This window comes from Geodermatophilus sp. DSM 45219 (assembly GCF_900104025.1).
Lineage (GTDB): Bacteria > Actinomycetota > Actinomycetes > Mycobacteriales > Geodermatophilaceae > Geodermatophilus.
Genome location: NZ_FNIQ01000004.1, coordinates 209,871 through 231,381, shown reverse-complemented (window position 1 = coordinate 231,381; position 21,511 = coordinate 209,871). Strand labels below are relative to the sequence as shown.

Genomic DNA, 21,511 nt, shown 5'->3' with positions numbered 1-21,511 from the left:
GCGTCACCCGACTCCACCGACGAAGAAGGGTTCTCCCGTGACACTCGAGCAAGAGCGCGAAGTCGTTGGCCCCACCAGTGCCGCCGACGGCGTCCCGGATCTGGACGCCCCCACGGCCACCCGGCCCATGACCGGCGACGAGTACATCGAGAGCCTCCGCGACGACCGCGAGGTCTGGATCTACGGCGAGCGGGTCGAGGACGTCACCACGCACCCGGCCTTCCGCAACCCGATCCGCATGACCGCGCGGCTCTACGACTCGATGCACGACCCCGCCGTCAAGGACAAGGTGACGACGCCGACCGACACCGGGAGCGGCGGCGTCACCCACCCGTTCTTCCGCGCACCGCACTCGGTCGAGGACATGGTCGCCGACCGCGAGGCGATCGCGACCTGGGCCCGGATGTCCTACGGCTGGATGGGCCGGGCCCCCGACTACAAGGCCGCCTTCCTCGGCACCCTGGGCGCGAACAGCGAGTTCTACGCGCCCTACGAGGACAACGCGAAGCGCTGGTACAAGGAATCGCAGGAGAAGGTCCTCTACTGGAACCACGCGATCATCAACCCGCCGGTGGACAGGAACCTCCCGCCGGACGAGGTCGGCGACGTCTTCATGAAGGTGGAGAAGGAGACCGACGCCGGACTGATCGTGTCCGGGGCCAAGGTCGTGGCCACCGGCTCGGCGATCACCAACTACAACTTCATCGCCCACTACGGACTCCCGATCAAGAAGAAGGAGTACTCGCTCATCTGCACGGTGCCGATGGACGCACCGGGCGTGAAGCTGATCTGCCGCGCCTCGTACACCCAGCAGGCCGCGGTGATGGGCAGTCCGTTCGACTATCCGCTGTCGAGCCGGATGGACGAGAACGACACGATCTTCATCTTCGACAAGGTCCTGGTGCCGTGGGAGAACGTCTTCCTCTACGGCGACGTGGAGAAGATCAACGGGTTCTTCCCAGCGTCCGGGTTCCTCCCCCGCTTCACCCTGCACGGCTGCACCCGCCTCGCCGTCAAGCTCGACTTCATCGCGGGCCTGCTGCTCAAGGCGCTGGAGATCACCGGCAGCAAGGACTTCCGCGGCGTGCAGACCCGCGTCGGCGAGGTCATCGGCTGGCGGAACATCTTCTGGGCGCTGAGCGACGCCATGATCCACAACCCCGACGAGTGGGTCGGCGGCACCATGCTGCCCAAGCTCGACTACGGCCTCACCTACCGGATGTTCATGATCCAGGGCTATCCGCGGGTGAAGGAGATCATCGAGTCCGACGTCGCCAGCGGGCTGATCTACCTGAACTCGCACTCGCTGGACTTCAAGACCCCCGAGATCCGGCCCTATCTGGACAAGTACGTGCGCGGCTCCAACGGCATCGAGGCCGTCGACCGCGTCAAGCTCATGAAGGCGCTCTGGGACTCGGTCGGTACCGAGTTCGGCGGCCGGCACGAGCTGTACGAGCGCAACTACTCCGGCAACCACGAGGGCGTGAAGGCCGAACTCCTCTTCGCCGCCGAGGCCCAGGGCACCACCGGCGCCATGAAGGGCCTGGCCGAGCAATGCCTCTCCGAGTACGACCTCGACGGCTGGACGGTGCCCGACCTCATCGGCAACGACGACGTCTCCTACTTCCGCAACCGCCGCTGACCCCCTCCGCCCACCCCCGCGGGCTCAGCGGCCCGCACCCACTCAACGAGGAGCGATCCGTGACCACTGTCGAGCACAGCCCCACCGCCGCCGGTTCCGGCGCCAACGCCACCCAGGCGTTCCGATCGGTCCAGAAGGAGGTCGCCGACGTCTCACCCGAGCGCGTCAGCGCCGTCGTCCGGAGCGTCCTGGAAGGCGTCCACAACGCGATCCGCGAGCAGAAGGTGACCTATCCGGAGTTCCAGGCCGCCAAGGCGTGGCTGATCGAGGTCGGCGAGGGCGGCGAATGGCCGCTGTTCCTCGACGTCTTCGTCGAGCACGTCGTCGAGGACGTCACCTCACAGGCCCAACTGGGCAGCAAGGGCACGATCCTCGGCCCCTACTACCTGCCGGACGCGAAGCCGCTGCCCGCGAAGGCCACGCTCCCGATGCGGGACGACGAGAAGGGGACGCCGCTGGTCTTCGCCGGCCAGGTCCGCGACGTCGACGGCACCCCGCTGGGCGGCGCCGAGGTCGACATCTGGCAGGCCGACAGCGAGGGCTACTACTCCGGCTTCGCCCCCCACCTGCCCGAGGGCAACCTGCGGGGCGTCGTCACCACCGACGAGGAGGGCCGGTTCGAGATCCGCACGATCCAGCCCGCGCCGTACCAGATCCCGACCGACGGACCGACCGGCAAGCTGATCACCGCCGCCGGCTGGCACCCGTGGCGTCCGGCGCACCTGCACCTGATCGTGCGCGCGCCCGGACACCGGCCGATCACCACCCAGCTGTACTTCCAGGGTGGCGAGTACCTGGAGAGCGACGTCGCCGAAGCGGTCAAGCCCGAGCTGGTGCTCGACCCCCAGGACCAGGGCGACGGCACGCTGAAGTCCACCTACGACTTCGAGCTCGAGCGCGCCTGACCGACCGTTCTGCTGCGGCCTCCGGTCACCCAGCGACCGGAGGCCGCAGCCCTGCACGGGGCCGACGGCCCACCACCCCCACCCCATCGGCACCGACGCCGACGTACGAGGAGGAACCCCCGCGTGACCGCAGTGACCGAGACGCCCGCCTGGATCGCCGAGATCACCATGGCCGAGCTCGAGAAGGACCCGTACCCGTTCTACGAGCGGCTGCGCAAGGAGGCCCCGGTGGCCTTCGTCCCCGCGCTCGGCCTCCACATCGCCTCGACGAGGGCGGCCTGCCAGGAGATCGGGTCGCAGAGCGACATCTGGGACGGCGTGATCAGCCCGGCCGGCGGCCGCACCTTCGGACACCCCGCGGTGCTCAACGTCAACGGCCCCGAGCACGACGAGCTCCGCGGGATGGTCGACCCGGCGCTGCAGCCCAGCGAGGTCGACCGGTACGTCGACAGGCTCGTCCGCCCCATCGCCAAGCGGTACGTGGAGGCCTTCGAGAACGACGGGCACGCCGACCTGGTGGCCCAGTTCTGCGAGCCGGTGAGCGTCCGCGCCCTGGGTGACCTCATGGGCCTGCAGTCGGTCAGCTCGGACAAGCTGCGGGAGTGGTTCCACAAGCTGAACGTCTCGTTCACCAACGCGGCGGTGGACGAGAACGGCGAGTTCGCCAACCCGGACGGCTTCATCCCCGGTGACGAGGCGCGCGCCGAGATCCGGGCGGTGCTCGACCCGCTGCTGGACAAGTGGACCGTCGAGCCGGACGACAGCGCCCTGTCCCACTGGCTGCACGACGGCATGCCCGAGGGCCAGACACGGGACCGGGAGAAGATCTACCCGACCGTGTTCGTCTTCCTGCTCGGCGCCATGCAGGAGCCGGGGCACGCGATGGCCTCGACCATCGCCGGCCTCTGGACCCGACCCGACCAGTTCGAGCGGGTCGTCGACGACCCCAAGCTGATCCGCCGGGCCATCACCGAGAGCCTGCGCTGGACCTCGCCCATCTGGTCGGCCGTCGCCCGGGTCAACAAGGTCGACACCACTGTCGCCGGCACCTTCCTGCCGGCCGGCTCGGTCGTGATGCTGTCCTACGGCTCGGCCAACCACGACGCGAACGCCTACGACGCGCCGTCGGACTACGACCTCGACCGCGCGCCCGTCCCGCACATGGCCTTCGGCGCCGGCAAGCACGGCTGTGCGGGCATCTACTTCGCCAGCGAGGTGTGCCGGATCGGGCTCGAGGAGCTCTTCGAGAGCATCCCCAACCTCGAGCGGGACGAGACCAAGGAGATCGACTTCTGGGGCTGGGGCTTCCGCGGGCCGGTCGAGCTGCACGCGAACTGGGAGGTCTGAGCTGACATGACTGGGCACACCGTCCGCCTGCAGACGCTGGGCAAGGTCACCAGCTGCCGCGGCGACCAGTCCCTCCTGGACGCCTACCTCCGTGACAACGTCTGGCTGCCGCACGGCTGCACGCAGGGCACCTGCGGCAGCTGCAAGCTCCGGGTGCTCGACGGGGAGGTCGACCACGGGAACGCGCCGGCGTTCACCCTCACCCCGGAGGAGCGGGAGCAGGGGATCACCCTGGCGTGCCAGGCGACGCCGCGGTCGGACCTGCTGGTTGAGCCGCTGGCCGAGGTGAGCGACGACGGCGTCGTCCGGCACCCGCTCCGCGACCTCACCGGCAGCGTCGTCGTCCTGGAGGACATCGCCCGCGACACCCGCCGGGTCGTGATCGAGCTGACCGAGGCCATGCCGTTCAACGCGGGTCAGTACGCCGAGCTCGAGGTTCCGGGCTCAGGCGTGTGGCGCCAGTACTCGATGGCGAACCCTCCCTCGGAGACCCACCGGCTGGAGTTCCACGTCCGGCGGACCCCCGGCGGCATCGCCACCGACGGGTGGGTCTTCGCCTCGCTGGCCATCGGTGACACCGTCGACGTCCGCGGCCCGCTGGGCGTCTTCGGGATCTCCCGGCCCCAGGAGGAGCCGGCGATCCTGATCGCCGGTGGCACCGGCCTGGCCCCGATGAAGTCGATGGTGCTGCACGCGCTGGCCGAGAGGCTGGTGCCCGAGCTGTACCTCTACCACGGCGGGCGCACCGAGGCCGATCTCTACGACGGCGACCTGTTCCGGGCGCTCGAGGCCGAGCACCCGAACTTCCACTACCGGCCGTGCCTGTCCGAACAGCAGTGGGACGGCGCGACCGGCATGGTCACCGACGTCGTCCTGGAGGACTTCGAGAGCTGCAAGGGCATGTCGGCCTACCTGTGCGGGCCCCCCGCCATGGTCGAGGCCGCCGGCAAGGTGCTCAAGCGCCGCCGGATGGCCCCCCGACTGGTCTTCAAGGAGGAGTTCACCGACGCCGCCGACCTCGCGGCCGCCGGTGCCCCCCTCGCCACCGCCAGCTGAACTCCCGAACGAGAGGCGCTCCCCCGATGCACACCCTGATGGTCCTGTACCGCCCCCCGGCCGACCGCGAGGCGTTCAACCGGTACTACGAGCAGGTCCACCTGCCGCTGGCGCAGAAGCTGCCCGGCGTGCGGGCCGCGCGCTACAGCCTCGACGTCGCCGCGGCCGAGGGCGAACCCTCGTTCACCGCCGTCTTCGAGGCCGACTTCGACTCGGCCGAGGACATGGGCGCCGCCCTGGCCTCACCGGAGGGCGCCGCGGCCCAGGCCGACATCCCGAACTTCGCGACGGGTGGCCTGGAGATCCTGCACTTCCCGGCCCGCACGTCCTGATGCCCGCTCCTGCTCGGAGGGCTGCCCCGTGAACGACCTGCACATCGAACGAGTCAGCACCGCGATCCTCGACGTCCCCCTGCGGCGACCACACCGGTTCGCGCGCACCGGCATGGACGCCCAGCCGCTGCTGCTGGTCACCCTCACGACCCGCGGCGGCGTCTCGGGCATCGGGGAAGGCGTCGTCCCCGGCGGGCCGTGGTGGGGCGGCGAGTCGGTCGAGACGATGCAGCTGATCATCGAGCGGTACATCGCGCCGCTCCTGATCGGCCGCCGCGTCGACGACATCGCCGGCATCCAGCAGGCGATCAACGACGTCGTCGCCGCCAACCTCTACGCGAAGGCCGCCGTCGAGGTGGCCCTGCACGACGCGTGGGCCCGCAGCCTCGGCGTGCCGGTGCACACGCTGCTCGGCGGTCTCGCCCGCACCTCGATCCCGGTGACGTGGGCGCTGGGCACCGAGTCGGCGTCCGAGGTCGTCGAGGAGGCGCAGGCCAAGCTGGACGCCGGGTTGCACTCCAGCTTCAAGCTCAAGATGGGTGCCCAGGATCCCGCGGACGACGTCGCGCGGATCGTCGAGGTGGCCGAGAAGCTGTCGTGCAACGCGAGCATCCGGGTAGACATCAACGCCCGCTGGGACCTCATCACCTCGCTCCGCTGGCTGCCCCGCCTGGCTGAGGCGGGGGTCGATCTCATCGAGCAGCCGGTGCCGGGCGCCGAGGTCGAGTGGCTGGCTGAGATCAACGCGGCGCTGCCGATCCCGGTCATGGCCGACGAGAGCCTCCGGACACCGTCGGACGCACTGCGGCTGGTCAGGTTGCGCGCCGCCGACGTCTTCTCGCTCAAGACGACCAAGTCCGGTGGCCTCCGCTACACCCGCCAGATCGCCGACGTCGCCGCGGCTGCGGGCATCCCCTGCCACGGCGGCACCGCGATCGAGGGGCCGATCGGCACGGTCGCGTCCCTCCATCTGGCCTGCTCGACCCCGGCGGTCAGCTTTGGCAGCGAGCTGTTCGGCCCGCTGCTCATGCGCGAGGAGCTGCTCACCGAGCCCCTGCGCTACGCCGACGGCGCGCTGCACCTGCCCGAGGGCCCAGGTCTCGGGGTCGAGCTCGACCCGGCCGCCGTCGCCCGCTTCACCCGCCGCTGAATCCAGGAGGACCTGATCATGCTGTTCCACGTCCGCATGGACGTTGCCGTGCCCCGCGACCTCGATCCCGAGGAACGGGCGACGCTGCTGGCGAACGAGAAGGCCCGCGCGCTCGAGCTGCAGCGCACGGGCACCTGGGTGCACCTGTGGCGGGTGGTCGGCCAGTACAGCAACGTGAGCATCTTCGACGTGGAGAGCTCCGACGAGCTGCACGAGATCCTGTGGAACCTGCCGCTGTTCCCGTTCATGACCGTCGCGGTCACCCCGCTGACGGAGCACCCCTCGGCCCTCTCCGCCAATCCATGACCGTGGCGACCGTGACCGGCGCCCGGCTCTGGCACGGGCTGGACGACGTCCCGGCCGGCTTCGGCCCGTGCGCGGTGACGATCGGCGTCTTCGACGGCGTCCACCGCGGGCACGTACGGGTCATCGAGCGAGCGGTCGCCGTGGGTCTGGGGCGGGGCCTGCCGACGGTACTGGTCACGTTCGACCCGCACCCGGCCCGCGTGGTCGGCCCACCGCGCGACACCGCCGCGCTGTCGACACCGGGCCGGCGGGCGGAGCTGGCCGGGGAGCTCGGGGTGGATGCGGTGCTCGTGCTGCCGTTCACCGCCGAGCTCGCCGGCACGTGTCCCGACGACTTCGTCCGGCGGGTGCTGGTCGACGCGCTGGATGCCCACGCCGTCATCGTCGGCAGCGATTTCCGGTTCGGCGCCCGCGGGGCCGGGGACGTCGCCACCCTCGCCGAGCTCGGTCAGCGGCACGGCTTCACCGCCGACGGCGTCGACCTGCTCTCCCCCGAGGGCGTGCGGTGCTCGTCGACACAGGTCCGCACATGTCTGGCCACCGGTGACGTCGCCGGCGCGGCGCGGGTGCTGGGCCGGCCGCACCGCGTCGAGGGCCGGCTGGCCGGCGGCGTGCTGGCGGTCCCGCCGGGGACGGCGGTGCCGGCACCGGGCCGCTACCCCGTCGCGATCACCAGACTCGACGCGCGGGTCTGCGTGGAGGTCGTGGTCGGGGCTGGCGGCGCGATCCGCCTGGCCGGCGGCCCGGCGGGCGACGGTGTCGTCTCCTTGGACTTCCTGCCGGAGGGTGCCCGGTGACGATCGAGGAGCGGCTGCGGCGGCTGGAGGACGTCGAGGCGATCCGGTCGCTCGACGCCCGCTACTGCCGGCTGCTCGACGACGGCGAATGGCCGGGGCTGGTGGGGCTGTTCACGCCGGAGGGCATCTTCGACGGCCTGAGCCGGGTCGAGGGCCGGGCCGACCTGCTGGCCTTCTTCGCCGGCCTGGCCGACGGCGGCCTGACCGCGTTCTGGCACCACGTGTCCAACCTGGAGATCGAGGTGGACGGCGACCGCGCCTCGGTGACCTCGCTGCTGTGGCAGCCGTGCGTCGTCGACGGCGTCCCGCACGTGGCCGCCGGCCGCTACACCGACGAGCTGGTGCGCACCGAGGCCGGCTGGCGCTACCGGGAGAAGCGGGTGCGCTTCTCCTACTGGGTGCCCCTGGCCGACGGCTGGGACCGGCACACGTTCACGCTCGAGTCCGCCCGCGCCGCCACCCTGGAGGACACATGACCGCCCGCCTGCACGCCGTCGTGGACGGCCCCGCCGACGCCCCGGTGCTCGTGCTCGGCCCGTCGCTGGGCACCGACACCGGCCTCTTCGACGCGCAGGTCGCGGCGTTCGCCGACCGGCTGCGGATCGTCCGGTACGACCTGCGCGGCCACGGGGCGTCGGAGGTCGTACCGGGCCCCTGCACGATGGCCGACCTGGCCGCCGACGTGCTCGCGCTGCTCGACCGGCTCGGTGTCGAGCGCTTCTCCTACGCGGGGGTCTCCATCGGCGGGGCGATCGGCCAGCAGCTGGCGCTCACCGTGCCCGAGCGGCTGGAGAAGCTGGCGATCATCGCGTCGGCCGCGCAGTTCGCCGACCCGCCCTCGTGGGCGGTGCGGGCGCAGCAGGTGCGCGAGGAGGGCACCGGGTTCCTGGAGTCCTCCCGCACCGGCACCTGGTTCACGGCCGAGTGGGCGGAGCGCTCCCCAGGAGAGGCGAAGCGGCTGCTCGACATGCTGCGCGCCACCCCGCCGGAGGGGTACGCGGCCTGCTGCGAGGCGATCGGCGCGTTCGACGTGCGCGACAGGCTCGGCGAGATCACCGCGTCCACCCTGACGATCGCCGGCGCCGAAGACCCGGCGACGACGCCGGAGATGGTGCGGTTCATCGCAGATGGCATCCCGGAGGCGCAGTTCGCCGTCGTCCCCGGCGCCGCACACTTGCCGAACGCGACCGCTCCCGGGGTCGTCAACGAGGCGCTGCGCCGACACGTCCTATGACGCGGGTCGGCTGCGCTGCGCTCGACGACATGCTCCCCGCGGACCGCTGATGGTCAGAGGTGCGTGAGCGCTCCGCCAGGTCGATGACGTCGGCGTACTTGGCGTCGAGGTCGGCGAGGTTGTTGTCGTCCAGCGCGGTGTCCGGTCCGCGCAGGCCTGCCGCACGACATGCGGGTGGAAACCGGACTTGAGCGCGTCCATCGCGGTGGCCCGCACGCAGCCCGACGTCGAGACGCCGGCGATCATCAGGGTGTCCACGCCCGCGGCGTGCAGCGTCGTGGCCAGCGACGTCCCGAAGAACGCCGAGGCGTACAGCTTCACGACGACGATCTCCCCGGACTCGGGTTCCAGCGCGAGGTCACCCCAGGCGCCCGGGGCGTTCTCGGCGAAGCAGGCCCGCACCAGCACCTTGCTCGTGACCAGCCCGCCGTCGGCCAGGCTCTGGTGGTTGCGGGACAGCACCCGCAGACGACGAAGCCGGGGCCACCGCTGTGTGCGGTGGCCCCGGCCTTTTCGCCAACTAGGGGGCTGGCTTTTCGCCAGCACCCCGGTGGAGCTGAGGGGACTCGAACCCCTGACCCCCACTGCCAGGCCGACCTGACGGCGTTCGCTGAAGTTCGCAACTGTCCGAAATGGCCTGCTGAGCAGGGGCTTCGTCGCTCTGCCGGACGACGGCGAACGACGGCGGACCAAGATCGATCTGGGCCAATTGCAACTAGAACTGCAACCAAGAGTCCGGATGGTTAGCAAGTCTCAGTAGAGCGCCTAAGGCATCCACGGTGGCCAGATAGGGCGCTCCTGCGCCGAGGTCGACCTTCGCCCGCCGGTCAGCGGAGAAGGTTCCGGCCGACCGCCGGACTGCCGATGAGACAGCCATGCGCGCCAGCCACGCCGCCACCGCGCTCGCTGCCTTCACCGCCGGCCTCAACGTCGCGGCGACCCTGCGCCAGCTCGCCGTCCACCGCCTGCCCGTGGAGCCGAGCGGCACCACCACGGTTCTCCTCGCGGTGGCGCCGAGCCCTGCCTACGACGCCGTCGTGCTGCCCTTCTCCCGTCCAGTCGTTGGACAGATGCCCCAGCTGCCCGAGTCGCGGGCCCGGTTTGGGGACAGTGGCGGCCTGACGAGGGCCGGTGCGCCGTGCGGGCCCAGGCAACCATCGGTAGCCGCTGCCACCATCACCCAATGGCCGCCTGAGCCTTAGGCACTTGCACCACCCTCGATGTCCCGAAGCGCCTGAGGCTTCGCACAAGCTTCCAAGCTGGCCATGCCGGTTCGATCCCGGTCACCCGCTCCACGTAAAACCGCAGGACAGACCGGCTGGTAGGGGAACCGGAAAGGTTTGGAAGGTCCGATCTGACCCGTCATGACCCCTATTTTCCGCCTCTGGTCAGGGACTGCTGCGACTTCAGTTGACACTCGTTCTGCGGGACCTTGTCTCGCGGAGAGGATGTCGCTGTGCCCAAGAAGTTCCCGCCGGAGTTCAAGCGTGACGTCGTTCGGGTCGCCCGTCGCGGTGACCTGAGCCAGGCGGAGGTCGCTGCCGACTTCGACATCTCGGTCGAGTCGGTGCGCCGCTGGGTGCGCCAGGCCGACATCGACGACGGCGTCGTCGATGGGCAGACCAGCGCCGAGCAGAACGAGCTCGTGCAGCTACGCCGAGAGAAGCGGCGGCTAGAAATGGAGAACGAGATTCTGCGTCGCGCCGCGGCCTACTTCGCCGCCGGCAGCCTCCCAAAATGAGCTACCCGCTGGTCCGTGACTTGGCCGCCGAGGGCATCCCCGTGCGGCTGACCTGCGGGGTGCTGGGCCACTCGGCCCAGGCCTACTACGCCTGGACTGCCGCGCCCATCAGCCAGCGTGACCTCGAGGACGCTTACCTCACCAACGCCCTCATCGACGCCCACGGCGAGGACCCGGAGTTCGGCTACCGGTTCCTCGCCGACGAAGTCGCTGGCGCCGGCCTGATCGCCGGTGAGCGGCGCATCTGGCGACTGTGCTCCCAGCAGAAGCTGTGGTCGACGACCGTGCGCAAGGGCCGGCGAGGCGCGGGCAAGACGCCTGGCCCGGCGGTGCACGACGACCACGTGCAGCGGAACTTCACCGCGCAGCGCCCCGATCAGGTCTGGGTCACCGACATCACCGAACACCCCACCGCCGAGGGCAAGCTCTACTGCTGCGCGATCAAGGACCTGTTCAGCAACCGAATCGTCGGCTACGCCCTTGACGAGCGAATGACCGCCCAGCTGGCCGTCACCGCGCTACGCACAACCGTTGCCCGGCGCCAGCCGACGGGTGTGGTGGTGGTGCACAGCGACCGCGGATCCCAATTTCGAGCACGATCCTTCCGGGCCGTCCTGACCGCCGCCGGTCTGCAGGGCTCGATGGGCCGCGTCGCCTCCGCGGGCGACAACGCCGCCATGGAGTCCTGGCACGCGCTGCTGCAGAAGAACGTCCTGGATCGCCGGCGCTGGCGCACCCGCGACGAGCTCCACAACGCAGTCGTGTTCTGGATCGAACACACCTACAACCGGCGCCGCCGGCAGCGTGCCCTCGGCAAGCTCACCCCGGTCGAGTACGAGCTTGCCTTCACCAGTCAGGCTGCCGTAGCAGCATGATCAGCCCCAACCGCTGTCAACCGAAGCTGCAGCAGTCCCTCATGTTGTGGTCACGCTTGGCGTCCCGCAACGGCCAGGTCGCAGTTCGGTTTCACGTCTCTGCATGGCTGCCTGTGACCACAACGTGCCACGGGCTCAATAGCGTCTGTTCGACCTGCCTTCGGTCGTACACCTGGTCCGACTCGTGTACCGCGTCACCGGCAGCGTTGCTCACTGGCATACCTCCTCGACCACGTCCGCAACGGCACGTTCATCGCGCCCCACCCCCGCCGGGACCCCACAGATGGGGCAGCCTTCGGCCAAGAGGTTCCTGGGGGAGACCACTAGGTGGTCAGTTGCCCACGTATGGGCATGAGCCAGGCGAGACTAGTTTCTTGCGAGGTGCCGGCCGCAACCGGACCGCGCCCGACGAGAACGGTGAACGGGGGACACGTGCAGCTCACCCGGATGCGCATGAGCGGCTTCCGTTCGGTGGGGCCGGAACCGGTCGAAATCTCCTACGAGAGACTCACCTTCCTGCTCGGGCCCAACGGCACAGGCAAGACCGCCTTCCTGCAGGCGCTGGCCCGCATGTTCGGCTTCGAGCCGAGCCTGCGCCGAGTCGTCGCCGGCGACTTCCATGTCTCACGCGGCGAGACCCCGGGCGCCGGAACGGCGCGAACCCTCTGGCTGGAGGCCGACTTCGCCTTCCCTGAGCTGGATGAGGACGCCCCCCAGCCAACCGTGCCGCCGCACTTCACGCACATGCGCATGGAGAGCGTTGATGGCGTGCCCACGGTCCGCTTCAGGCTCACCGCGGAGTTGGACGAGGACGGCGAGATCAACCAAGAACTCGCGCACGTCCTGGCCGTCGGCGACGACGACGAGCCAATCCGGTTGGCCGCGGTGAACCGCTACGACAGGGGCGCCATCCAGGTCCACTACCTGCCGGCCCGCCGCGATCCCGCCGACCACGTGTCCTACGCCGCCAACTCGCTGCTCGGCCGACTCCTGCGCGCCGCGGACTGGCAAAGCCAACGCGACACCGTCACTGGCCTGGGAGAGCAGATCAGCGAAGCCCTCGCTGCCAACGCCGCGATCGCGGATGTGACATCTGGCCTGGCGACGCAGTGGCGCTCAATGCACACCGGCGCCTTTCTCACCAACCCCCGCCTGTCGTTCGTGCGCAGCGAGATCGAGGGGATCCTGCGGTACGTCACCCTCGAGTTCGCGCCGGGGCACGGCGAGCCGATCGTCGACTTCTCCCTGCTCAGCGACGGCCAGATGTCCCTGCTCTACATCTCCCTTGTGCTGGCTGCCCAGTCCATCGGCAGGGAAGCCCTCGCCGGCCGACTCACCACGTTTGACCTTGGCCGGCTGCGCCCGCCGGTTTTCACCTTGCTCGCCGTCGAGGAACCTGAGAACAGCCTCTCGCCGCACTACCTCGGACGCGTGCTGGCTGCGCTCTCCCGAATGGCCGACGGCAACGACGCGCAGGCCGTGGTGGCCACGCATTCCCCGTCGCTGATGCGGCGGGTGGAGCCGGCCCAGGTCCGCTACCTCCGGTTGGACGAGCAGCGACTCACAACGGTCAGCAGCGTGACCATGCCCGAGAAGGCCGACGAGGCCCACAAGTTCGTGCGTGAGGCGCTGCACGCGTACCCGGAGTTGTACTTCGCCCGGCTGGTCGTGCTCGGGGAAGGCGACAGCGAGGAGGTTGTCCTCCCCCGCTGCCTGCAGGCCGCCGCCCTGGACGCTGATACGACGGCCATCTCGGTTGTGCCGCTCGGAGGTCGGCACGTCAACCACTTCTGGCGACTGCTGCATGGGCTCGGCATCCCACACGTCACCCTGCTCGACCTTGACCTCGGCCGATACCAGGGCGGCTGGGGACGGCTCAAGTACGCCGCCGACCAACTGTTGCTCTACAGCCCGTCCGGCAGCCGGGTGACCCAAGCCCACGCCGACGCCATCGCCAAGGCGGCGAAGGAAGGGAAGTCCCTCCGCAGCGAGACCGGCCGGAAGGCCGTGAAGTTCCTGGAGGAGCATGGCGTCTTCTTCTCCAACCCCCTCGACCTCGACTTCAGCATGCTGCAGTTGTTGCCCGAGGCCTACGGCCTTGAGGCAGACGACCGGCAGCCCCCCACGTCGGAGGACATCAAGTCAGTCCTTGGCAAGAAGGGTGACGCGGTGGGCTATGACGAGGAGGAGAAGCGCCTCTTCGGCGCCTACCACCAGCGGTTCAAGCTGGGCAGCAAGCCGGCCGAGCACCTCGCCGCACTGGCTCAGCTCGACGACGAGACACTCAGTACCTCGATGCCCGAGCCGATCCGCCGGCTCATCGTCCTGGTCGACATCGAGCTACTCGGAATCCCTGAGTGATCGCACCAGAAGCATGGCTGCCAGCGGCGGACATGACGCTGGAGCCGAACGCGCTCACCGCCGTCACCATGACGGAGCGCAGCCTCGTGGTCACGGCCGGCCCAGGCGCAGGCAAGACGGAGCTTCTCGCTCAGCGCGCCGACTTCCTCCTGCGCACTGGCCAGTGCCGCTATCCGCGCCGGATTCTGGCCATCTCCTTCAAGGTCGACGCCGCCAAGAACCTCAAGGACCGGGTTCGGCGACGGTGCTCACCGGAACTCGCAGCCCGGCTTGACAGCTACACCTTCCATGCCTTCGCCAAGCGGCTAATCGATGCCTTCCGGCCTGTGCTGAGCGGGATCGATGCGCTGGACCCGGACTACACCATTGGCAGGGACCGCATCCCAGGACGCCAGGTCGACTTCGACTCCCTGGCACCTCTGGCGACGACGATCCTCGAGTCGAGCCCTTTCGCCCGGGCGGCGTTGAGACAGACCTACGGGTTCGTCTTCCTGGACGAGTTCCAGGACTGCACGACGAACCAGTACATGCTCCTGCATGCGGCTTTCCACGGCACCGACGTTGGACTCAGCGCAGTGGGTGACGTCAAGCAGCGCATCATGGGCTGGGCCGGGGCGCTCGAAGGAGTTCTCGGGCGGTTCGCCGAGGACTTCACGGCGCAACCGTTGACCCTGTACCTCAACTTCCGCGCACAGCCGCGCCTGCGGAGGATGCAGAACGCCATGGTCCGCGACATGGAGCCGTCGGCTGCCGTCCCCGACGTGGACCTCGCCGGCGACGGCGGGGAGATCGAGGTCCTCCGCTATCGCGACAGCGCGGAGGAGGCTCGCGAGCTCGCTGACCGCATCGCAGCATGGATCACGATCGACGATGTGCCCGCGGAGGAGATCGCGATTCTGGTTCGTGCTCAGGTCGGCCCCTACACCGAGGCGCTGCGCTCGGAGCTGCGCGCGCGAGATGTGCCGTTTCGGGAAGAGACGGAACTGCAAGACCTGTCGGCTGAGCCGGCCGCCACGCTGATCGTCGACTTCCTCGCGGTGGTGACGGGCGAGCGGGAGCCCGACGCGTACACGAGGCTGTTGGACGTGGCGATCGGATGGCGGGTCGACGACGAACTCTCCGAGCGGCCGCATGCCGAACTGCGGCGGGCGATCGACGAAGCGCGACGCGAGTACGGCGAGGGCCAGCACGGGACGCTGCGCGAGTTGGTCGACCGATTCCTCGGCTTGCTCGGCGAGGAGATGCTCACGGCCCTGGCCCCGGCGTATCAGCAAGGCCAGCGGCTACAGGAAGTCATCGAGTCGGTCCACACCCGTCTGGAGCAGCTGTGGTCTGAGACCGGCGATGTGATCCAAGCCCTGCGGGAGTTCAAGGGGCGTGACGCCGTCAAGCTGTTGACCGTGCACAAGGCCAAGGGTCTGGAGTACGACGTCGTCGTCGTCCTCGGGGTCGAGCACGAGATGTTCTGGGGTAACGACCAACGCGAGGAATACTTCGTCGCGGTGTCTCGCGCGCGCAAGCTCGTGTGCCTCACCGTCTGCGAGCAGCGGCCCCGTCCGCCGGACGCCCGAGGGCGTTGGGATGTACAGAGGAGGCCGCACCGCGAGTTCCTGGACTACGCCCTCTCGACCCAATGAGGTGACGGTGGCCGTGCCCGATCAGCGATCCCCTCTGACCCGGGCGAGCAGACCGGCCGTCGCTGCCAGAAGCGCCTGAGCATCTTCGCGGGACCATCTGAAGTCCGCGGTCGTGTCGTCGTCATGGCTCGCGGCGCTGGCGAGGCTGTACAAATCGTGGAAAAGCGCCGACCACCGCTGCAGCTCGGTTCTCGACTGGGGTGGCGTCTTGCGGACCGCCTCAGCCGATTGCGGTGGAGCGAGCAACCGCAGGCTGTCGAGTACATGCCGGCACAGCCGGACACAGGCCTCCGGATTCGCGTCCCGGAGAGCGGCGCGTGCCTCACGTAGGCGCTTACTCGCTCGCGAAAGCGACGGGTCGGTATCGCGTGGCACCTGGCCACCCGTGGCGGAGTCGGTGAGCGGGCTAGGCACGCGCACAGTGATGCCGATCAGCCTCCCGGCAGAGTCCAGCAATTCCAGCCAGCGCCGAGCGGGGATGCGATAGGCGATCTGCGCGTCGTAAGTGGGGTACTCCCCCGGTGGAAGGTTCAGAAAGGTCGCAGAGAGGTCGAGCTGTAGCTCGACATCGCCGTCCTCACGGTCGACTTCGAGTTGCAGCAACTGGTCGTCCGACAACAGCACGACCAGTCGTTCGTTGATGGGGAAGCTGCGGACGTTCATGACGCGGGCTTGAATCAGCGACAGCGGGCGGAGCGGAGCGCCTCCTTCCACCGTCCCCTCCACGATCATCGCGGCCGATGTCTGGCTATCAGTGGGATCGAGCCAGGAGCCGTGGACGCTGATCCTCAACGTCAACTGGTGAGCGGCTACCCCTGGGCGCAGGACCTCGTCGTTCGTGGAAATGCGCAGCCGACGCCCTGGCGGCCCCATGTCGTAGGTCGTCATCATCGGCCCACCGTCGCAGGCAACAGCCCTGCCCCGTGAGGCACCCCGGCGACACGCTGGTCGGGCCGGTGCGGCGGCCGCTCGAACGGGCCATTGGGATCGTGGAGCCCCTTAGTCACATGAACAGGCGATACGGGTAGACGTTGTCCGGCAGTTCCGGCACATGAGCGATCACGCGGGCAAGCCGCTGGCTGTGCCCGATGGTGACTGGCGTCGGGTCAAATGCCGCATCGTTGTTCCAGTCGAGCTTCGACAGCGCCAGGATGTCGGTGGCGGTGATCTCCAATGGCCCCGCCCCGGCGTCACGGGTGATGACGCATGGAGTCGGGATGCCCTTGACGCTCGGGTTGTAGGGGCGGCCGCGCAGGGACATGGTCGGCGCAGTCCCTGAGACCCACAGCAGGGCAGCGCGTCCGGACAGCTGCTGCATGCTGCCCCGTTCCACGGGCCAACTGCCCGGCGCGCTCCGGGCGCCGCCCCTGCCCTGTTCGAGGACGACGCCCCGCCACGCCGTGCGCGCCTGCACCGTGACGCACTCGATGTCGGGAGTGGCCGACCAGGCGTCGAAGACGCCGTCGACCTCCTCGGGGCGCCAGCGGGTCGTCTTGTGAACGCTGATCCGGCGAGGGGTACGGCCGGCATGTCGTTGCTGGTAGAGGCGAACGCTGCGAGACATAACGGCCCGCATCTCCTCGCGCGTTAGATGCGGATTCTTCAAGTCCCGGTCGGTTCCCACGTTGTAGGCGACGAACTCCATACCGCCGCCCTCGGCGTCGAAGACCTGCGAGCAGCAGGTGACGAACGCGTCCTTGGTGCCGCCGCGGATGGCGTACGCCAAACCGATGTAGGCGGTGTCCTCCGGGGTGGTCGGCGCGATCCGCCAGGGGGTGCCTCCGGCCTTCGTCAGCAGAGCGATCGACAGCCGCCACGCCAGGCTGGCGTGATGGCGGAACTGCACTGCGGAGGACTCGCGCAAGAACTGCACCGGTATCCCAAGCGGTGCGGCGAACGCCTTCAGACGGTCGTGCAGCTGGTACTTCCCGTCCGGAGATTCGCGTAGCGGTTCCCAGACGGTCGGCAGGAGGAAGACGACTACGTCCCAGTCGTCCCGGCTGGAGTGCAGGCGGCTGAGGGCGCGGCCCAGCGCCTCAACCAGCCGCTCATGGGCGTCGGGGCCGCTTCCCAGTGCAGCGGGATGGAGGTCGACGTGTTGGCCGTGCGCGGGCACCAGGTCGATGCCGAACACCTGCACGAACCCCGGGAACGCCGGGACGTAGGACTTCCGGTCACTCGCTTCGTAGGCGTTGCGCAGGCCACTGAGAAATCCGTTGAGGAGCCCCTGCTGCCCGCTCACGGTGATGGTGGCGACGCGGATTGCCGCCTCGGTCGGCGGCCGTGAGTACGGGCCGTGCCGCATCAGGCCGACCAGCGGATGCGCGTGGCGCGGGGCGCCGGGCCCAGCGCCGAAGACGAGGTCGGGTTCGGCCAGAAGCCGATGCCCTGGAAGCCTGCTGACGGCCCCCGCGGACAGCGGTGACTTGGACGGCGTCGACTGCGGCATGCCGGGGCGCGTCATCTACCCCTCCGGCTGTAGGCAGTGATGCCGCCGAGCTCGAAGCAACCCCCGACCGCCCCGGGCCGGTCGCCAACCGCCCGCGGCAGTGCGTGTACCCGACAACCACCGGAGCGAGGCGCCATCAGTTCGGCCCAGGAGGCGAGAATGGCAGCCCACGTCTCGTTGCGCCGTCGCTGCGTCCACCGTTCGGCGATCCACGGGGCGGCGGGGTCCAGGGGGCGCTGTGCTGAGCGCTCCCTTGCCGCCTGCGCCATCTCGGCGGTGGGTTCGACCCAGGTGAAGGGCGTGAAAATCAGCCAGGACTGATCAAGCCACCGTTCGATGCGCAACTCCACACCCTCGGCGAACCTCCGACGCGCGCCACCGTCGCTCTTGCCGTACTGGCTGGAAAGCTCTCCGCAGATGGGCTCGCCGTAGGCCCGCTGCAGCGATTCCCGGATGCCGCCGAGCTTGGCTGGCTCATCAGGGCGCGCCGGAACGACGATGAGCCGGTTGCCGGTATCACGGATGCGGGCCTTGACCGGAAGCCGCCTCGCCAGCCCTCGAGCGATGGCCTCGCCGACCAGGGCGACCTGGTGCGAAGCGACATCCGCAGCCAGAAGATCGACTTCGACGACGTCCGGCGGCTGACCGCTACCCAATGCCGCCTGCAGATCGCCTGGGATTCCAAAGGCCAACACCTCGTCCGGTCCCAGAACGGCAGCCCCACGCCAGCCGGCGGCACGAAGCCGATCACGGACGTCCGCCGCGGTCGCCCCGGCTGGCGCTGCCGCACGCAGGAGTTGGGACGGCGCACTGAGGATGGGGACGGCGTTCAATCTCAGGACGGGAAAGGAACCGTCTGCGTGGGGCAGAGGCGCGTCGACCACGCGAGCACGCGGTCGCAGCCCATCGACGTAGGCCCGAACCCCATCATCTAGGCGCACCTGATCTGCCAGTGCTCCCATGGCCTCGTCGAAAGTGGCGGACTCCACCACACGGGCAGCGACTCCCGCCGCACGTGCTCGTTCCAGCAGCTCGATCACTGATGGTGGTAGCGACCGGGGATCCCTGGTGAGCCACCACAGCCCTGCCGGCCAGGCATCGGGCTGCAGGGAATCGGCGAGCATGCTCATGACGCTCTGGTCGCGGCCGCTGTAGCCAGCCACAGCCAGCCCGAATCGTCGACTGGAGTCGACGATGACCCTCCGCAGAGTCGTGTCCTGGTCTCGCAGCTCGTTGTCGAGGTTCTTCAGAGCCGTCTCGCGAAAGTCCCCGTGCAGCTTGATCAGCAGGGGCCACTCATCGTCGGCGACGGCAGTGGAGGCCCGTCGCGGACTCTCAAGTGCCGCTACCGAAAGTAGCCGGGCGGGCCCACTCCGCCGGGCTGTGTGTGCCTCGGTCACGGCCCTTTCGATGAGGTCGTCGAAGTTGGTGGTGATGAGGAGATCGGCGGCCCCGGCGGCCACGGCGGCGCCGAGCAACCGTTGCCCGAAGCACGGCATCCGACCAGCGAACAGCTGTCGAAGGTACTGGCGGCGAACCTCGGCGTCCGGCATGGCGGCCTGGAAGGCAGCCGAGTAGTCATCCGGCGAGCCCAATGGTGGGATGCCGTTCGCGCCGTCATAGTGCGCGCGCACCCTTGCCATTACGGCGGGGTCACCAGGGTCGAGGTTCTGACGTACCTGTTGAAAGTCAGCGGCGTACAGGCGAAGCAGGAGGTCGTCGACAATACGCGCGGCGGTTGGCACCCCGGCAGCGGCGCTGGCACCGGCACCGAGCAGCCACCCCATGCGGCGGGTGTGGACGGCCCATGCCCGCGCGAACTCTCCGAGACCAATCACCTCCATGCCGTGATCGTGCCTCATACCGCTGACACGCACCGAACGACAAGCGGCCCGACAGCGTGGCGGCGGGCCATCTCATACCCGCTGACGGCGACAACGCGCATCTGCTTGGGAAAGCTCGCCGGGGCTTAGGCGTCCGAGGGCATCGCAGACCGGTGGGCGATCCTAAGCAGCGCAGCAACGGTGGCTTGCAGGACCTGACGAGAATCGCCGCGGCCGCCACCCCGTCTGCTACACCGTCCTCATGCACTTCATGCCAGGCCTGCTGACGGAGAGTGACCTTCGAGGGGCCGTCGACGTCGAGCTCGACGGCCCCGCCCGCCTTCTTCCGCCGAGCAGTGTCAGCCCGGCGCTGCTTACCCGGCGGGACGAGGTCGCTGAGTGGGCGCACGAGCGGCTGCAGGGGGCGTTCCTGCCGACGGCCGAGGAGACCGTCGCGGTCAGCAAGCCGGGTCACGGCGTACGCCCGGTCGCAGTGTGGGACCTGCCGAGCCGACTTGCCTATATGGCACTCACCGAGCGGCTGCGCTCGGCCCTGCCGGAGGTCGATCGGGGCAAAGCTCGGTGGAAGGCATTCCAGCGGGCGCCGTTGCAGCATTCAGGTAGGTACATCGTCGCGTCTGACATCGCGGCCTGCTACCAGTACGTGGACCACAGGCTGCTGGCAGATGAGCTGCTCGTGCAAACGGGCGAGTACGCGGTCGTCGAGACGGTCACTGCGCTGCTGCGGGAAACCGGCGGCCGAGCGTACGGACTACCGCAGCAGTCGGGTGCGAGCGACCTGCTCGCGGAGGCTTTCCTGTCGCGCCTGGAGCGAGCCCTTATCCGCCGGGGCCTGCTCGTGTCGCGCTACAGCGACGACTTCCGCTTCACGTGCACCACATGGTCCGAGGCAACAAGGGCGATTGAGGTGCTCGCCGAGGAGGCACGCCTGGTAGGGCTAACGGTCAACGATCTGAAGACCGTGACGTGGGGGCGCGAGAAATACGAGTCGCACCTGGACGAAGCCGACCGACTGCGCCAAGAAATTGCAGACGCAGCGAAGATCGACCTGACGCTGGTCGACGTGCACCCGTACGACGGCACGGTTGTGGAGCAGCCCCCGGAGCAGGACGAAGTCGACTTGCTCGGTTCGGTCCTAGTCCTGGACCGCTGGGTGTCGGTAGCCGGCCGAGGCAATGTCGCCGCGCGCCGCCGGGCCGAGCACCGAGCCGTTCTTGAGCTGGTGCCGTGGGCATTCCGGACCCTTCAGGCACAGCCCAGCTCTCCTGACGGTGTGCTCGACACCTGCAATCGCATGCTTCGTTATGAACGGACCCTGACACCAGCGGTCGCCGGCTACCTCACCACCCGCAACGAGGACGACAAGGTGCTGGCAACGTTCGACCGGCTCTTGAAGTCGAAGGCGTACCTGAACGGCTGGCAGACGTGGTGGCTGCAGCAGCCACTCGCCCGACTGCACGCGTTCCCCTTCGGGCCCGGCAGCAAGGCGCGTATGGCGTGGGAGCGCGACGCGCTCACGTCCGCCGAGCACACCCCAGTGCTGCGCGCCCACGCCGCGCTCGCCCTGGCACGGCACCAGGCGATCACCGTGGACGACCTTCTGCCGATCTTCGACCGGAGCAGTGTGGCGGTGCGCCCGGTCCTCGCCGCCGCCGTGGCGCTACTGCAGCCCGGGAAGGCGATGCGCGCAGCCGTTACGGGCGACTCCGCGGTGTGCCGCTGGGCGTACGACTGGGCCGCCCTTAATGCCTGACGGAGCGGGACCGGTATCCGCTTTGGCTGATGCGCTCCTCAGCCAGCTCGCTTGGCGCGCGGCTGACCACCGCTGGCTCAGC

The 21,511-nt window shown here is 69.2% G+C and carries 18 protein-coding genes; 14 read left to right on the top strand and 4 right to left on the bottom strand.

The features are described from left to right. Positions 1–37: 37 nt before the first annotated feature. The 10 genes from BLR12_RS14030 (at position 38) to pcaD (ending at position 8,769) form a co-directional block, all read left to right on the top strand. Positions 38–1,642 carry a 4-hydroxyphenylacetate 3-hydroxylase family protein gene (locus BLR12_RS14030; protein WP_199580149.1) on the top strand — a complete coding sequence of 535 codons (1,605 nt, stop codon included), beginning with the start codon at positions 38–40 and terminating at the stop codon, positions 1,640–1,642. 59 nt (positions 1,643–1,701) lie between these two features. Continuing rightward, positions 1,702–2,547: a catechol 1,2-dioxygenase gene (catA, locus tag BLR12_RS14025; protein ID WP_176832517.1), complete on the top strand. Its 846-nt coding sequence runs from the start codon at positions 1,702–1,704 to the stop codon at positions 2,545–2,547. Between the two features lie 123 nt (positions 2,548–2,670). Next, entirely contained in the window at positions 2,671–3,894 is a 1,224-nt protein-coding gene (locus BLR12_RS14020; RefSeq protein ID WP_218120669.1) for a cytochrome P450, read from the top strand. 6 nt (positions 3,895–3,900) lie between these two features. Beyond that, positions 3,901–4,950, top strand: coding sequence for an NADH:ubiquinone reductase (Na(+)-transporting) subunit F (locus tag BLR12_RS14015; protein WP_091379140.1), 1,050 nt, complete (start codon positions 3,901–3,903; stop codon positions 4,948–4,950). Between the two features lie 26 nt (positions 4,951–4,976). Then, complete coding sequence (locus BLR12_RS14010) at positions 4,977–5,282, top strand: EthD family reductase (protein WP_091379137.1); 306 nt, start codon at positions 4,977–4,979, stop codon at positions 5,280–5,282. 28 nt (positions 5,283–5,310) lie between these two features. Continuing rightward, entirely contained in the window at positions 5,311–6,432 is a 1,122-nt protein-coding gene (locus BLR12_RS14005) for a muconate/chloromuconate family cycloisomerase (protein WP_091379134.1), read from the top strand. Between the two features lie 18 nt (positions 6,433–6,450). Further along, complete coding sequence (catC, locus tag BLR12_RS14000; RefSeq protein ID WP_199580147.1) at positions 6,451–6,738, top strand: muconolactone Delta-isomerase; 288 nt, start codon at positions 6,451–6,453, stop codon at positions 6,736–6,738. Then, positions 6,735–7,535, top strand: a complete 801-nt coding sequence (locus tag BLR12_RS13995; RefSeq protein WP_091379128.1) for a hypothetical protein — start codon at positions 6,735–6,737, stop codon at positions 7,533–7,535. The genes catC and BLR12_RS13995 overlap by 4 nt, the downstream gene beginning before the upstream one ends. Further along, a complete protein-coding gene (locus BLR12_RS13990; RefSeq protein WP_091379125.1) occupies positions 7,532–8,011 on the top strand; it encodes a nuclear transport factor 2 family protein in 480 nt (159 codons plus the stop codon). Before BLR12_RS13995 ends, BLR12_RS13990 begins: the two co-directional genes overlap by 4 nt. Then, positions 8,008–8,769, top strand: coding sequence for a 3-oxoadipate enol-lactonase (gene pcaD, locus BLR12_RS13985; RefSeq protein ID WP_091379121.1), 762 nt, complete (start codon positions 8,008–8,010; stop codon positions 8,767–8,769). Before BLR12_RS13990 ends, pcaD begins: the two co-directional genes overlap by 4 nt. Here the strand turns inward: pcaD and BLR12_RS13980 are convergent. Then, positions 8,764–9,231, bottom strand: coding sequence for an isochorismatase family protein (locus BLR12_RS13980; RefSeq protein WP_233491153.1), 468 nt, complete (start codon positions 9,229–9,231; stop codon positions 8,764–8,766). The two genes, pcaD and BLR12_RS13980, sit on opposite strands and share 6 nt — an antisense overlap. A 994-nt stretch (positions 9,232–10,225) precedes the next feature. Between BLR12_RS13980 and BLR12_RS13970 the strand changes: the two genes are divergently transcribed. From BLR12_RS13970 to BLR12_RS13960, 3 genes are all read left to right on the top strand, one after another. After that, positions 10,226–11,385 (top strand): IS3 family transposase gene (locus BLR12_RS13970; RefSeq protein ID WP_255363486.1). Its coding sequence is split into 2 segments (ribosomal slippage): positions 10,226–10,475 and positions 10,475–11,385, totalling 1,161 coding nucleotides; the frame shifts between segments, so codons are not numbered across the junction. Between the two features lie 432 nt (positions 11,386–11,817). After that, the gene (locus tag BLR12_RS13965) at positions 11,818–13,746 is read left to right on the top strand and encodes an ATP-dependent nuclease (protein ID WP_091379117.1); all 1,929 of its coding nucleotides are present in this window, start codon (positions 11,818–11,820) and stop codon (positions 13,744–13,746) included. Further along, a complete protein-coding gene (locus BLR12_RS13960; RefSeq protein ID WP_091379114.1) occupies positions 13,743–15,383 on the top strand; it encodes a UvrD-helicase domain-containing protein in 1,641 nt (546 codons plus the stop codon). The genes BLR12_RS13965 and BLR12_RS13960 overlap by 4 nt, the downstream gene beginning before the upstream one ends. A 21-nt stretch (positions 15,384–15,404) precedes the next feature. Here the strand turns inward: BLR12_RS13960 and BLR12_RS13955 are convergent, their stop codons facing one another. The 3 genes from BLR12_RS13955 to BLR12_RS13945 all read right to left on the bottom strand — a co-directional run bounded on the left by BLR12_RS13955 (position 15,405) and on the right by BLR12_RS13945 (position 19,676). Further along, complete coding sequence (locus BLR12_RS13955; RefSeq protein ID WP_091379112.1) at positions 15,405–16,274, bottom strand: hypothetical protein; 870 nt, start codon at positions 16,272–16,274, stop codon at positions 15,405–15,407. 112 nt (positions 16,275–16,386) lie between these two features. Then, positions 16,387–17,847: an argonaute/piwi family protein gene (locus BLR12_RS13950; protein WP_218120668.1), complete on the bottom strand. Its 1,461-nt coding sequence runs from the start codon at positions 17,845–17,847 to the stop codon at positions 16,387–16,389. After that, entirely contained in the window at positions 17,844–19,676 is a 1,833-nt protein-coding gene (locus BLR12_RS13945; RefSeq protein ID WP_176832516.1) for an SIR2 family protein, read from the bottom strand. The genes BLR12_RS13950 and BLR12_RS13945 overlap by 4 nt, the downstream gene beginning before the upstream one ends. A 241-nt stretch (positions 19,677–19,917) precedes the next feature. Between BLR12_RS13945 and BLR12_RS13940 the strand changes: the two genes are divergently transcribed. Next, positions 19,918–21,429, top strand: a complete 1,512-nt coding sequence (locus tag BLR12_RS13940) for an RNA-directed DNA polymerase (RefSeq protein WP_091379107.1) — start codon at positions 19,918–19,920, stop codon at positions 21,427–21,429. Positions 21,430–21,511: the final 82 nt, after the last annotated feature.